Annotated in this window: 12 protein-coding genes; 7 read left to right on the plus strand and 5 right to left on the minus strand. The window is 47.0% G+C overall.

All coding sequences use genetic code 11. From position 1 onward, the window contains the following. Positions 1-18 precede the first annotated feature (18 nt). From rfbA to rfbD, 4 genes are read left to right on the plus strand one after another with little or no spacing between them, the layout of a single operon-like run. Positions 19-903: a glucose-1-phosphate thymidylyltransferase RfbA gene (gene rfbA / locus PK629_06360; protein HOP11094.1), complete on the plus strand. Its 885-nt coding sequence runs from the start codon at positions 19-21 to the stop codon at positions 901-903. Positions 904-915: 12 nt separating this feature from the next. Beyond that, entirely contained in the window at positions 916-1470 is a 555-nt protein-coding gene (gene rfbC, locus PK629_06365) for a dTDP-4-dehydrorhamnose 3,5-epimerase (protein HOP11095.1), read from the plus strand. Positions 1471-1488: 18 nt separating this feature from the next. Continuing rightward, positions 1489-2526, plus strand: a complete 1038-nt coding sequence (gene rfbB, locus PK629_06370) for a dTDP-glucose 4,6-dehydratase (GenBank protein HOP11096.1) — start codon at positions 1489-1491, stop codon at positions 2524-2526. Further along, on the plus strand, positions 2523-3374 hold the full coding sequence (rfbD, locus tag PK629_06375; protein HOP11097.1) for a dTDP-4-dehydrorhamnose reductase: 852 nt from the start codon (positions 2523-2525) through the stop codon (positions 3372-3374). Before rfbB ends, rfbD begins: the two co-directional genes overlap by 4 nt. Here the strand turns inward: rfbD and PK629_06380 are convergent. Further along, complete coding sequence (locus PK629_06380) at positions 3371-7645, minus strand: EAL domain-containing protein (protein ID HOP11098.1); 4275 nt, start codon at positions 7643-7645, stop codon at positions 3371-3373. The two genes, rfbD and PK629_06380, sit on opposite strands and share 4 nt — an antisense overlap. A 266-nt stretch (positions 7646-7911) precedes the next feature. Here PK629_06380 and PK629_06385 point away from each other — a divergent pair, with 266 nt between their 5' ends. Genes PK629_06385 through PK629_06395 form a run of 3 tightly spaced genes read left to right on the plus strand, consistent with a single transcriptional unit; the run spans position 7912 to position 10628 of the window. Continuing rightward, positions 7912-10143: a heavy metal translocating P-type ATPase gene (locus PK629_06385; protein ID HOP11099.1), complete on the plus strand. Its 2232-nt coding sequence runs from the start codon at positions 7912-7914 to the stop codon at positions 10141-10143. After that, on the plus strand, positions 10140-10433 hold the full coding sequence (locus PK629_06390) for a metal-sensing transcriptional repressor (protein HOP11100.1): 294 nt from the start codon (positions 10140-10142) through the stop codon (positions 10431-10433). Before PK629_06385 ends, PK629_06390 begins: the two co-directional genes overlap by 4 nt. A 9-nt stretch (positions 10434-10442) precedes the next feature. After that, positions 10443-10628, plus strand: coding sequence for a heavy metal-associated domain-containing protein (locus PK629_06395; protein HOP11101.1), 186 nt, complete (start codon positions 10443-10445; stop codon positions 10626-10628). Positions 10629-11073: 445 nt separating this feature from the next. On the opposite strand, the gene PK629_06400 is transcribed toward PK629_06395, so the two are convergent. The 4 genes from PK629_06400 to PK629_06415 all read right to left on the minus strand — a co-directional run bounded on the left by PK629_06400 (position 11074) and on the right by PK629_06415 (position 14067). Next, entirely contained in the window at positions 11074-11694 is a 621-nt protein-coding gene (locus tag PK629_06400) for an accessory gene regulator B family protein (GenBank protein ID HOP11102.1), read from the minus strand. 57 nt (positions 11695-11751) lie between these two features. Continuing rightward, a complete protein-coding gene (locus tag PK629_06405) occupies positions 11752-11904 on the minus strand; it encodes a cyclic lactone autoinducer peptide (protein ID HOP11103.1) in 153 nt (50 codons plus the stop codon). A 113-nt stretch (positions 11905-12017) separates the two neighbouring features. Then, positions 12018-13334: a GHKL domain-containing protein gene (locus tag PK629_06410; protein HOP11104.1), complete on the minus strand. Its 1317-nt coding sequence runs from the start codon at positions 13332-13334 to the stop codon at positions 12018-12020. Between the two features lies 1 nt (position 13335). Continuing rightward, complete coding sequence (locus tag PK629_06415; protein HOP11105.1) at positions 13336-14067, minus strand: LytTR family DNA-binding domain-containing protein; 732 nt, start codon at positions 14065-14067, stop codon at positions 13336-13338. Between the last annotated feature and the right edge of the window lie 168 nt (positions 14068-14235).

Raw genomic sequence — 14235 nt, forward strand, 5'->3', positions numbered from 1 at the left:
GCGGGAAGAGGGAAAACGATGAAGGGCATTATTTTGGCCGGCGGCGCAGGGACAAGGCTTTATCCGATGACGATGGTCACATCCAAACAGCTGCTTCCGGTCTATGACAAACCGATGATTTATTATCCGCTCTCGGTGCTGATGCTCGCGGGCATCCGGGAGATTCTGATGATTTCCAGTCCCTCGGATTTGCCGAATTTTGAACGGCTGCTCGGAGACGGGAGTCAATTCGGCCTCTCCATTTCCTATCGGGAACAGCCCTCGCCGGGCGGACTTGCCCAGGCGTTTTTGATCGGCGAGGAATTTATCGGCGGGGACTGCTGCGCGATGGTGCTGGGCGATAACATCTTTTACGGAAACGGGCTCGGGACGCTTTTGCGGACGGCGGCCGCGGATACCGAACAGGATAAGGCGACGATATTCGGTTACTACGTCAACGACCCGGAGCGTTTCGGTATTGTGGAATTTGACGGGAGCGGAAAGGTGATCTCTTTGGAGGAAAAGCCGAAACAGCCGAAGTCCAATTACTGCGTCACCGGGCTTTATTTTTACGATGGGCGTGCGGTTGAATTTGCAAAAAAGCTCAAACCCAGCGCGCGGGGCGAACTGGAGATCACCGATCTCAACCGGCTGTATCTTGAGGACGGCTCGCTGAACATCCGGCTGCTGGGGCGCGGTTATGCCTGGCTGGACGCGGGCACGGTGGAGAGTTTGTCCGACGCCTCGGATTTTGTGCGCGTGATCGAAAAGCGGCAGGGGATTCAAATTTCCGCCGTTGAGGAGATCGCCTTTAAAAACGGGTGGATTAATGCGGACATGTTATTGTGCGCGGCGCAGCGCTGCGGGAACTCCCCTTACGGCGAACACCTGAAGCGTGTCGCCGAGGGAAAGATTCAATATTAAGTGAGGCGGCATATGGAGATCATAGATACGGATTTGCCGGAGGTTAAGATTTTGAAGCCCGAGGTATTCGGCGATCACCGCGGCTGGTTTATGGAGACTTGGTCCGAAAAAAAGCTTTCGGCGCTCGGAATTTCCCTGAAATTCGTGCAGGACAACCAGAGCTATACGGCGAAAAAAGGTACGCTGCGCGGCCTGCATTTTCAAAACGGCGAGTGGGCGCAGGCCAAGCTGGTGCGTGTGACCGCCGGAGCAATTTTGGATGTCGCGGTCGATCTGCGAAAGGGGTCGCCGACTTATTTGCAGTGGGTGGGCGTCGAGCTTTCCGCAGAAAATAAGGTTCAGCTGTTGATTCCGCGCGGCTTCGCCCACGGTTTTGTCACGCTGACCGACAAAGTTGAGGTGCAGTATAAAGCCGACAACGACTATCATCCCGAAAGCGACCGCTCGATTCGCTTCGACGACCCCGAAATCGGTATTCAATGGGGTGTAATAAACCCCATCCTGTCTGAGAAAGACCGGAATGCGCCTTTGCTGCGGGACAGCGACTGCAGTTTTATTTATCAATAAAAGAGAAGGGGATAGGACATGACCATTCTCGTGACCGGCGGCGCCGGATTCATCGGCGCAAATTTTATCTATTATGAATTTAAGAATCACCCGGCGGATCGCATTGTCTGTTTGGATGCGCTGACCTATGCCGGAAATCCTGCGACGCTGGAGCCGTTGATGCAAAATCCGAAATTCCGCTTTGTCAGGGGCGATATCACCGACCGCGCCTGTATTTTTCAATTGTTTGAGGAGGAAAAGCCGGACGCTGTTATCAACTTTGCGGCGGAAAGCCATGTGGATCGTTCGCTGGAAACCCCCGGCGTATTTTTGCATACCAACGTCCTCGGGACACAGGTACTGATGGACGCCTGCCGCAAATACAAGATCGGGCGGTATCATCAGGTCTCCACCGACGAGGTCTACGGCGATCTGCCGTATGACCGACCCGATTTGGCCTTTGCCGAGGGGAGCTCTGTATGCCCGTCGAGTCCGTACTCGGCGTCAAAGGCGGCAGCCGATCTGCTGGCACTGGCGTATTTTCGGACATTCAATTTACCGATTACGATTACGCGCTGTTCCAACAATTACGGACCGTACCAATTTCCGGAGAAGTTAATTCCGCTGATGATCACAAGAGCGCTGGCGGATAAATCGCTGCCGGTGTACGGCAAAGGTGAAAATGTACGCGACTGGCTGCACACGGAAGACCACTGCGCCGCCATCGACCTCGTGCTTCGTAAGGGCAGAGAGGGTGAGATATATAATATCGGCGGTTATGGGGAGCATTCCAATTTAGCGGTTGTAAAGGCGATTTTACGCGAACTCGGAAAATCGGAAGATTTGATTGCTTATGTCGCCGATCGCCCGGGTCATGACCGGCGTTATGCGGTCAACCCGGCAAAAAGCCGCGATGAACTCGGCTGGCAGCCGTCTGTCGGATTTGAAGAAGGTCTGAAAAAGACCGTTCAGTGGTATCTCGGACACCGCAGCTGGTGGGAACCGATTTTGAACGGCGATTATCAGAAGTATTACGACTGTATGTACGCAAATCGCGGAGAGGGCGAAGATTCATGAGGGTTTTAGTGACCGGCGCAAACGGACAGCTCGGTTATGACGTCATCCGCCGCCTTGCCAAGCAAAAAATCGAATATCAAGGCGTCGATATCGGCGACTTCGATTTGACTGACGGGGCCGCCGTGCTTTCCGCTGTTCAAGCATATAAGCCCGATGCCGTCGTCCACTGCGCCGCTTTCACCGCCGTGGACAAGGCCGAAGAACAACAGGAAATTTGTCGTGCCGTAAATGTAAACGGCACGCGCAACGTCGCCATCGCCTGTCGTGAAGCGGGGGCGAAGATGGTCTATATCAGCACCGATTATGTCTTTGACGGAAAAGGAACTGCGCCGTTTGAGCCGGATTCGCCGACGGGACCGCTCAATTTTTACGGGCTGACCAAACTGCTCGGTGAAAACGAGGTCAGACAGACACTGGAGAATTATTTTGTCGTGCGTACCTCGTGGGTGTTCGGCGTCAACGGCGGCAATTTTGTCAGAACGATGTTGCGGTTGGGCAATGAACGGGATACGATTGACGTTGTGAACGATCAGGTCGGTTCGCCCACCTATACATTTGATCTTGCCTCATTGCTGTGCGACATGCTCTTGACCGAAAAATACGGCGTCTATCATGCGACGAACGAGGGCTTTTGCGCCTGGAGCGAGTTTGCCGCAGCCATCATGAAAGAGGCAGGGCTGCCATGTAAAATCCATTCAATTCCGACATCGGAATACCGTGCAGCCAAAGCTACGCGTCCGTTGAATTCACGGCTTTCCAAAGAAAAACTGACCGAGAGCGGATTTCAGCGGCTTCCCGCATGGCAGGACGCGCTGAGACGCTTCCTTGGGGATTTTGATCGGGGTTAATTACTTTTTAACGAGATAAATAATTCGGCGATTTCGGGATCGAATTGAATCCCGGAACCTTTTTTTATAATTTCAACGGCGGCCTGTTTTCGCTTTTGCAAGGAAGTTTTTCCTTGGTTTAATTTGCGTTCGTAGTGCTCGGCGATGGAGATGATTCTTGAGATTAAAGGGATTTGTTCTCCTTTTAACCCTCTCGGATATCCGGTTCCGTCCCATTTCTCATGATGGCCGTAAACAAATTCCGCCAAATCCAGCGTGTCGTCGAAAAGATTTAAGATTCGATATCCGATGACGGGATGCTGCTGAACTTTTTCTTTTTCTTCTTTCGTTAAGGTATCTTTGGCTAAAATATCTTTTGAGAGGATGATTTTTCCGATATCGTGCAGATAGCCGACCCGTTTCAACTTACTGATTTCGGTTTCGGGTAGATGCAGTGCGGCGCCGATTTCACCGCATAATTCACTGACTCCGGTTGAATGTCGGTGCTCTCGGGGATTGTTTGTATACAGCGTTTTGATAATGGTGTCTATCATATCCTTGTTGACATTATTGCGGTTTATGGCTTTTTCTTTGTACATGGCGCTCTCTGCATTTGTAATGATCATTTCCAGAGACTGATTTTCGTTTGTTTTTGTATCACAACCCAGGGAGATGCTGCATTTGATCGCCTCAACATGTGCATTCGAAAAACCCGTTTTGATACGGGAAAGTATTTTTTCGGCATTTTTGGAGCTCGTATTCGGCAGTAAGAGGAGGAATTCGTCGCCTCCCACGCGGGCGATGACATCCTGTCCTCGGCAGGATTGTAGCAATATTTCAGCGGATTTTTTAATCAACGCGTCACCAGCAGTATGCCCGAATATATCATTAGTCATTTTCAAACCGTTGATATCAGAATAAATAACCGATAACGGCAGAGATGCCGGAAGATCAATTTCTGCCCGGTTATTTTCAAAATATCTTCTGTTATAAAGCCCTGTCAGCATATCGTGGCAGTTGAGATAATCGCTTTCGGCTTCTTTCCGCTTTCGGTCGGAGATGTCTGCAAAGGCAATGATAGCGCCGATGATATCACCGTTTTTAATTTGGGGGTATGAGTGATACTCCACCTCAAAAAATGTGCCGTCCGCTCTCCAAAAAACCTCGCTTTCCGTTCTGAAGCTTCTGCCCTGTTTGATGGATTGATCCATGGCACAATCACTGACGGAAATTGGGGTTCCGTCCGCACGGCTGTGATGAACCGTTTCGTGCATATTTTTGCCGAGTAAATCCTTTCGGGCTTTATATCCCAATAATTCAATACAGCTGTTGCTGCAGAAAGTACAATTCCCGGTTATATCAACGCCGAAAATCGCCTGATCGGTGGAGTTTAAGATCAATTGCAGCTGATCCATATATATCGCAGGCGTAATTTCCGAATATTCAAACTTGGAAGAATTATGGCGGCTTGAATTTGAAATACAATCAAAATCGTTATTCTTTTGCAAAAACTCAAGCGCGATTTCTTCATCCAACGGCTTGCCGATTAAATATCCCTGCGCCTCGTCGCAGCGGTGCGCTTTCAGATAATGCAGCTGGTGTTCATTTTCCACACCTTCTGCGATTACGCGGTGACCCAGCCGATGCGCCATTGAGATGATGTCGCCGGTGATGGATTCCTGATCCTCCGGTGACATGATTTTATCGATAAAACATTTATCGATTTTAAGGCAGTTCACATTCAATTCCCGCTCTCGGGAGAGGGATGAATATCCTTTGCCGAAGTCGTCGATGGCGACGCTGATTCCGAAGGACTTCATTTCACCGATAATTTGATTGATGTCGTCATGATTTGCAACAAATACCGATTCTGTGATCTCGATGCCGATATTTTTCGGATTCGCGTGTGTTTCGGCGATAATATCGAACAGGTTTCGGGTGAAGTCGTTTTTCATGAGTTGAATTGCGGAAATATTGACGGATACGATAACGGTGTCATATCCCTGCTGTTGCAGGCGATTTAAAAAGCTGAACGCTTTATACATGATCTTATAGCCCAGCGGAATGACAAGATTTGATTTCTCTGCAATCGGAATAAATTCGCCGGGTGGTATTGAACCCAAAGCATCGCTATGAAAGCGCGCCAAGGCTTCGAAACCGCAGATTTGATTGGTTTCAAGGTTCAAAAGGGGTTGATATTGTAAAAACAATCTTTCGTCTTTCACGCCCGCAGCGATTTGACTGAGTTCATAGTTGATTGTTTCCTCACGCGAAAGTTGAGCTGCCATCTCTTTGTCAAAGAAGCAGACACCGATGTCCGGCTCGAAAACATTGATCGCTCTTTCGGATGCAATCAGGAGATTTTTTAATATCAAATCGATATCGTGTTTATTTTCCTCATCAATTTCAACGATGCCGACGCCTCCGCCGATTCTGTCGGTTGTAAATACGGCTTTTAAAACATTCACGATGGTTTCGCAGAAAGAGCTCAGTGTTTTATTATCTTTATAGGCTTTAATATAAAAGGCAAATCGGTTTTCATAAGTGCTGAATAGTTGGCAGTGTTCGGTACTGAGTGTATCGAGTGCTTTGGCTGCTTTTTTTATCAGTTCCTGACTGTATTGAAATCCGTATTTTAAACTCAGTGAATGAACAGCACTCAAATTGATACTGACAACCGCCCGTTTTTCGGATGACCGGTTTGCTGCGTCTTCTTTTAAAAGGTTTTCCAGATACCTGCGATTATACAGGCCTGTCCATAAATCATGCTCGCTGTTGAACTTGAAGATGTTTTCAATTTCCTTGCTGGCTGAAATGTCAAGGATCATGCCTTCCAACGCATCAAGTTCTCCCAGCTCATTATAAACGCCCTGCCCGTGTTCGAGCACCCATTTTCGTTTCCCATCGGCAGTGATAATCTCGTATTCAAAATGAAACGGTATTTCTAAAGCTAAAGTGCGTTTCCATTCTTCCCAGATGATTTCGCGGTATTCCGGCGCGATCAGGTCATTGAATGACAGGTCCCTGTTATACAGTAAATTTTCGATATGATATCCGGTCAATGTAAAACAACCGTCCGAGATAAACTGCATGGTCCACTCCCGATCATAATTGCAGCGGTATGCCATGCCGGGAAGATTTGAAAGGAAAACAGATTTGCTGCGTTCGCTTTCCTTGAGAGACTTCTCCGTCAGTTTTCGGTTGGTGATATCTTCAAGCAGGCACAGATGTGAGGAATGGGAGTTTTCATTGCCCAGAAGATTTGAAATTTTCATATGGGTCCAGACGATGGATCCATCCGGTTTTATAAAGCGTTTTTCGATGGAATAACCGTTGATTTCTCCGGCCTTAAAGCGTTCAAAGTTCTCCAGGTCATTTTTCAGATCATCGGGATATGTGATTTCCGGCCATTTGATATGTATCAATTCCCCGCTTTTCCTGCCTAATATCCGTTCGAACATGGAATTGATGTTTGAGTTTCCGAATTCGGATTGGGTTACGAAACTTTTATCGTTTACAATTGCAATTCCGATCGGAGCCTGATCGAAGACACCGCGGTAAAGCGCTTCATCTAGAGCCAATTTGTCGCTGAGCTCCTTCAGGCGTAAACTTTGGCTGCGGGTATTGAGCAGTGCAAAAACAAGCATGAAAATGCTGATAACGATGAGTATGTCGGGAATTATTTGCTGCCAAATTTGTAAATTCCAATCTGCAGCCGAATAGTCGAGTCCGAAAACGGCAATGACGTTTCCAGCGGCATCTTTAACCGGAACGAGCGCGCTGATCCAAGTGCCCCACCGGTCGGTCACCGGGTCGGTCAATACGGTTTCTCCGGTCTCAAAGGGTTTCAGATCGGCTTCGTCGTATTCGTTGAAGATTTGTCCGGGCGGTGAATAATCCGGAGAATCCGGAGATTCGGAATCCATCAAAAATAAAAGGTCGCCGTTTCGTTCATACATAAGATAGGCAAAGTAGATCTGAGATTTTGTCTTGACCAAACGCATTAAGCTGGATTTGGTCGTTATGTATTCGGACTTTTCCAGATCTGCCGAACTGCCGGTTAGTGCAGCGATGTGTTCGGGATGCAGGAGGGATTCCAACGAATTCGCCAATGTGATCGCTTCCGCAGCAGCGCTTTTGTGATATTTGTTCCAGGAATAGCCCAAATAAAGACTGCCGAATATGATCAAAATAACGGTTGCAATGATATAGATGCGTTTCTTTTTGAGCTTGAAGCTGCCCGCCGAAGAGGGGCTTCGCGGTTCGATATGATGGAATATCAATATATCCACTCCTTCCTTTTAAGAATAGTATAAAATGAAAGTGAGACACTATTAGCGCGAAACAAATGTACGCAGTAAATCTATTGGGGAATCTTCTATATGGGAATTATATATTAAAATAGGACAAAAAACAATAAAATATTACATTTTTATAAAATATATGCATGAACTGAGTTTATCATATAATATTTTATAAGAGGTATTGAAAAGTATACAAAAAGGGTATATAATAAATATACCCCATGGGGGTATACGATACCGCGAGGTGATAAAACATGAAAAAAGAAGTTTACGATATCGGCGGAATGCACTGCGCGTCCTGTTCGAGCGCCGTGGAGCGCGTGACCAAAAAGCTGCCGGGCGTTCAGAAAAGCGAAGTGAACCTGCCCATGAACCGGCTGACCATCTCTTATGACGAGACAGCAGTAAAGCCCGAGGATATTATATCGAAGGTGGAAAAGGCCGGGTTTACGGCAGCTCCGCATGCGTCGGAAGAAAGACCGGCGGTTATGGAGGAGAACGGGAAAAAACTCGCGCACGAGAAAGCGGCGCTGATCGTCTCGGCGTGTTTCGCGGGCGTTCTGCTGCTTGTGTCAATGGGGCACATGCTGTTCCCCTCCATGCCGTTTCCGGATATTCTGTCGCCTGACACTCATCCGGTGAACTTTGCCATGCTGCAGATGCTTTTAAGCATTCCCGTACTGTTTCTCGGAAAACGGTATTTCACGGGCGGGTTCAAGTCGTTGTTTCACGGAAATTCGAACATGGACACGCTGGTGGCGGTGAGCGCTTCCGCTTCATTCATCTACAGTTTGGCGATGACCTTCCTCATCGCTGACAATCCGCATTACATCCACAATCTCTATTACGAGTCCGCCGCTGTGGTGGTGGCGCTGGTATCGGTCGGCAAATATCTTGAAGCCAGCAACCAGGAGAAGACGAAGAGCGCGATTACAAAACTGATGGCGCTTGCGCCCGACACCGCCGTGTTGGTCGACGACAACGGCCAATGGGAAGTACCGATCAAAATGATCAAGGTCGGCGACACCGTACTGGTCAAGCCCGGCGCGAGAGTTCCGCTCGACGGCGTCGTGACCTCCGGCAGCGGCAGTGTCAACGAGGCGATGCTGACCGGAGAGAGCTTGCCGGTGGTGAAAACCGAGGGCAGCGAGGTCATCGGCGGCAGCGTCTCGGTTGACGGCGCACTGTATGTCCGGGTCACCCGGATCGGCGAGGACACGACGCTCTCGAAGATCATCAAATTCGTCGAGGACGCGCAGGGAAAAAAGGCTCCGATCTCCAAGACGGCGGACAAGGTCGCCGGCGTGTTCGTCCCGATCGTCATGGGGATTGCGCTGGTCTCGGCTATGATCTGGCTTTTGACCGGTGCGGAGTTTTCGTTCGCGCTCAAGGTTTTCACGAGCGTGCTGGTCATCGCCTGCCCGTGCGCCATGGGACTCGCCACGCCGACAGCCATTATCGTCGGCACGGGGTTGGGCGCGTCTAAGGGTATTTTGGTGCGCAGCGGCGAGGCGCTCGAGATCACCCACAAGGTTACCGCCGCCATCTTCGACAAGACCGGCACGATCACCGAGGGAAAACCCGCCGTGACAGACATCGTGGCAGACAATGAAGAAGAGCTTTTAAGAACGGCATATATGTTGGAGAAATTCTCCGACCATCCGCTCTCCAGGGCCATCTGCGACGCGGCCAAGACCCGGGGGATTGAAACCACTGAGACGGCAAAAGATTTTGCGAGCATCGCGGGCAGGGGACTTTTCGGGAACGATCAAAACGGTCTGCGCATTCTGGCGGGAAGCGCCGCTCTTCTGATCGAAAACAAAATCCCGATTCAAAAATATCAAGAGGCGCTGGAACGCGTTCAGGGTGAGGGCAAGACGGCGGTTTTGATTGCACGGGATAATAAGGTGTTGGGGCTGATTGCGATTGCCGACACCGTCAAGCCCGACGCGAAAGACGCCGTGGATGCCCTGAAAAAGATGAATGTCAGGACCGTTTTGCTCACAGGCGACAACCGCGCCGCCGCCGAATATATCGGGGCTGCGGTGGGCGTGGATGAGATTGTCTCTGAGGTGCTGCCGACCGAGAAGGCAGAAGTCGTCAAACGCTATCAGGAAAAAGGCGGTGCTGTGATGATGGTCGGGGACGGCATCAACGACGCGCCGGCGCTCGTTCAGGCGGACGTGGGCTGCGCTGTCGGCAGCGGCAGCGACATCGCCATTGACTCCGCCGATATCGTGCTGATGAAGTCGGAACTCATGGACGTGGTACGCGCTGTCAGGTTAAGCCGCCTGACGATCCGAAACATCAGGCAGAATCTGTTCTGGGCGTTTATCTATAACACCCTGGGCATTCCGGTCGCGGCGGGCGTGCTGTATCCGTTCTTCGGCCTGCTGCTCTCGCCGATGATCGGCGGGCTCGCCATGAGCTTGAGCTCGCTGTTCGTCGTGACCAATGCTTTGAGATTGAAGGGGAAAAAGCTATGAACGAATGCTGTCACAAAACCAAACACCGGGAATCGGAGGAATTCAACGCCCTGCAAAACCGGCTCAAACGCATCGAGGGGCAGGTAAGGGGTTTGCAGAAGATGCTGTCCGAAGACGCCTACTGCACCGACATCCTGACGCAGGTCTCCGCCGTGCAGTCTGCGCTGAACGCCTTCAGCAAAGTGCTGCTCGAAAATCACATCCGAACCTGCGTGGTGACGGACATCAAAAACGGCGACGACGCGGTCGTGACCGACCTTGTCGAGACCATTCAAAAACTGATGAAATGAGGGATTAAAATGAAAACACTGAAAGTACCCGACATGCACTGTCAGATGTGCGTCGAGCGCATCTCAAAGGCGCTTACCGGACAGGGAATCGCGTTCAAGGTCGACCTTGCAACCAAGACCGTCGAGGTGGAAGACGCCAAAGCCGCCGCCGCCATCGAGACGCTCGACGACATCGGTTTCAGCGCACAGGAATAGCTGTTATCTCTTTTAACGGCACGGCACATATGAAATAACCCGACAGGGCGGCGGCGAAACGCTGCGGCCCTGTCGGGTTTATGAAATTTTTATTACGTGACCCGTTGCTCCGGTCATGACCCCAATTTTTTCAGATGAGCTTGAAAAAACGCTTTAATGGTTTCGTTGTCGTAACCATTGTCAATAAAAGCACACAACTTGATTATTTGTTTACAAATCAATTCGATTTCCGCTTGATTATAATCATTGATTTTAACAAACCGATTTAAAATGAAGGTGGGAAGTTCATAGGAAGTCATCCACTTGCGTTCAAACGGATTTTTGATTTCTAATGTGAAATCCAAAAGATTCATTATTTCATGAAATTCTTTCGGATGATGTTCCCATATGTCCTTCGACAATTCTTCAATTCGTATTATTTTAATACAGTAGTTCATTGTTAAATTTAATTTTCATTAGTAATAACCCCACTCCCATAACCACACCTTATTTTGTTGTCTATATATCCGGCGGGAATTAAGAAAATTACCACCATATAGGACGCAAAACCATAGAGAAACACCTTGATATCCGAGAAGAAGAATATGATTAATAAAAATACTGCGGTTATTGCGATTAAAAACACGGATAATGAAATTTTCTTTTTTTGATAAAACGATTTTGTAATGGGTTTTTTGGGACTTCCTACGGGGCCGAAAACAAGGGGAATTATAATTCCTATTCCTGTAATAATGCTTTCAAACCAGATGTAAGCCGCAGGATTCAGGGATTCACAGACAAAATACGATACGATGAAACCGATTTGAGCGGTCAGAATGCAAAGGAAATGAGACGGTGCATGAAATCCGCCGGTGTATTTTCTCGATACGAGAAACACAGCGCTCCAAACTGCCGTTTCTAAAATTCTGTTTAGCACACAGGCTGCAATAAACAGAATTAACAGATTCAAAACGTCGCTCAGAATCAATTCGATACCGTATGTGTAAATCTCCTGATCCACTTTCAGGACATTCATTTTTTTAAAATAATCTGAAATTTTTAACGCTAATTTATGCAGCATACCCATAAAAAGCCGGTATATGTTTGAAACATATACCGGAAACGTCACAGACCTGAAAATGTGTCATTTGCCGAGTTTTTGCAGTGATTCGGGCGCCTGTGGCTGATATGCCCACATTACGCACATGATTCCATTTGATGCAATTGCAGTGGTTAATGCAATGGGGGCGAGCAACAAGCAGAGTTTTGATGCCATCGAGAAAAACTTCTTCATCATTTTCAACCTCCTTCGTAGCATAGTGAATTAAAGAATTCCGACTACAATATAAAACATCTTTCGCTTAATTTCAACACTATTTGCGCAAACGATAGAAAAAAGCGCGCAAACGATTAATTCACGCGCTTTAAGGGGATAATTGCGGAGAGAACAAAACGCTCATCCTTACATTCGATGGAGATATCACCGGACATGGATTTAACGGTTTCCCTCATGCTCCGGATACCGATTCCGTGAATAAGCTGATTGGGTTTACTTGATTTAAATATGCCCGCGCTCATTTCCGGCGTAACGGTTTTTAATTGATTGATGATCTCTATTATTAAAAATTTATCGTTGCTGCGCATGGTGACTTTGACGGTATCGATCTTTTCCTTTTCGCAATACTCAATGGCGTTTTTTAAAGCGTTTCCCAGAATGATGACAAGGCCGATTTCGTCAACCGGCAGATTTTCGAGTATCTTAATATGATAAACAATTTTGATTCCGTGGGCGGCTGCCTGGGCATAATATTCATTGATAACCGAATCGATCAAGGTGTTACCGCTGTCAATGGTCTTGGTTTTTTGAAGAACGTCATCGGTTAGACGCTCTATATAATTTTCGGCCTCCGGATAATTCTTTGACGACAGCAACGCGGATAACGTCAGCATATGATGCCGAATGTCATGGCTTATTTTACGGATTTCGCCGTTGCGCGCGTCGAGCTTTGTGATATGAGATCTCTCGTTTTTTAAGTATTCCTGGACCATGGACATTCTTGCGTTCTCCTCAGCGTCTTCAATAATCCAATTTAATAATTTTATATTTAATAAATTTAGAAGGAACAGCGCAATAGAAAGCCCGAGTGTAAAAACATAATCATTTTGTTTTCCATAATAGATGAGGTTACACCAATAATAATAGATTGCAAAGCTGATTGTCGGACAAAGAAGCAAAAATATTTTATATTTTAGTTTAAATGCTACAATTTGTTTTTTTGAGGCTTGTTTTACGATAAAGGTTAAAAGGAAAGAAAAAGCTTTGCTGCCAACATAAACAATTGTAAATATAATGATATTGGTTTGCATTGCGAGTATAAAATTCGACTCTCCAAAAAGCCACATGCAGAGCATCGCGGGTATGGTTTCACCGAGATTTAGAACCCAATAAATAAAAACAGAGATCAGTAATTTGGGAAGAAACTCCGAAAAACCACCATAAGATGAGAAAACAATGATTAAAATTGCAATGATAAAGCCGCCTACAATAATACTTATTGCGTTGAAGTAACAATCAATTAAAAACAGGAAAACCACAGCAAAAGCACCGATAAGATAGCAAGCCTTACGGAGACGTCTCTCAAAAAAAGCATCTGAGAAGTAATATATTAATATTACTTCGGTTATGGCAGCAAATAACTTTAACGAGTATTGAACGATTATTTCCATATCAAATATTCTCCTTAACATACTCCCTGAAAAAGTCCATGCACTTGCTCCGGCGTCTTTGCGCAATCAGCAGAACAGTACCGTCGTCTAAGGTCAAATTGAGATCTTTGATGCAGGAGACGTAATTGAAATTCACAAGGAAGCTCTTGTGAATTTTATAAAAATACTTTTTGGGCATCTGTTCTTCAATAAAACTGATAGTGGTATTGCAGGTGTATTTTTGCCGGGTCTTGGCGTATACGATGACGGTGTGACTACGGCACTCAAAATAGACGATATCCCGGTACCGGACCGCAGTGTTCCGGTTGCCATCTCTTAACACGATTTTTGCGTCGAGAAGAGCAATCTTTTTAAGACAAATGGTTAGGGCTTCGTCGATTTCTTCCTGCGCAACCGGTTTCGTGATATAACGCATGATTCCGAGACCGTAACCCTGTCGCAGATAGGAATCATAGGAAGTTGTGATGATGACAGGTGTTTCAATACCCATTTCACGGAGAATTTTCGTTGTCTCGATTCCGTTGACGGTGTTCGGGCCGAATTCGATATCCAGAAGAATGATATCATATGTTAATTGAGGATTTGCATTTAGAGCAGTAATAAGTTCTTCCCCGCTATGATAAGTCTGTATCTTGACGGGAGAAGCGGTATCCGAAAAACAAGGGGCATTTTTGCATTTGTTTTTTAGATCGATTATTAAGTTGGCATCGTCATCGCAAATGGCTATGTACATATATGTCCCTTCAAAAGTTCGATTAGCTTTATTATCCTATAAATCGACCGAATTGTAAAGAAATTTCTTTATTTTTATGTTGAAAAACGAATTTCGGAATCATATAGGAGCTTTTTTACTCATCAATCGTTTACGCATTTTTTTATATCGTTTGCGCAATTTAATTGA

This window comes from Oscillospiraceae bacterium (assembly GCA_035380125.1).
GTDB lineage: Bacteria > Bacillota > Clostridia > Oscillospirales > JAKOTC01 > DAOPZJ01.

Coding starts and splice junctions, on each gene's coding strand:
- rfbA (HOP11094.1), top strand. CDS start 19: ATGAAGGGCATTATTTTGGCCGGCGGCGCAGGGACAAGGCTTTATCCG.
- rfbC (HOP11095.1), top strand. CDS start 916: ATGGAGATCATAGATACGGATTTGCCGGAGGTTAAGATTTTGAAGCCC.
- rfbB (HOP11096.1), top strand. CDS start 1,489: ATGACCATTCTCGTGACCGGCGGCGCCGGATTCATCGGCGCAAATTTT.
- rfbD (HOP11097.1), top strand. CDS start 2,523: ATGAGGGTTTTAGTGACCGGCGCAAACGGACAGCTCGGTTATGACGTC.
- PK629_06385 (HOP11099.1), top strand. CDS start 7,912: ATGAAAAAAGAAGTTTACGATATCGGCGGAATGCACTGCGCGTCCTGT.
- PK629_06390 (HOP11100.1), top strand. CDS start 10,140: ATGAACGAATGCTGTCACAAAACCAAACACCGGGAATCGGAGGAATTC.
- PK629_06395 (HOP11101.1), top strand. CDS start 10,443: ATGAAAACACTGAAAGTACCCGACATGCACTGTCAGATGTGCGTCGAG.
- PK629_06400 (HOP11102.1), bottom strand. CDS start 11,694: ATGGGTATGCTGCATAAATTAGCGTTAAAAATTTCAGATTATTTTAAA.
- PK629_06405 (HOP11103.1), bottom strand. CDS start 11,904: ATGATGAAGAAGTTTTTCTCGATGGCATCAAAACTCTGCTTGTTGCTC.
- PK629_06410 (HOP11104.1), bottom strand. CDS start 13,334: ATGGAAATAATCGTTCAATACTCGTTAAAGTTATTTGCTGCCATAACC.
- PK629_06415 (HOP11105.1), bottom strand. CDS start 14,067: ATGTACATAGCCATTTGCGATGACGATGCCAACTTAATAATCGATCTA.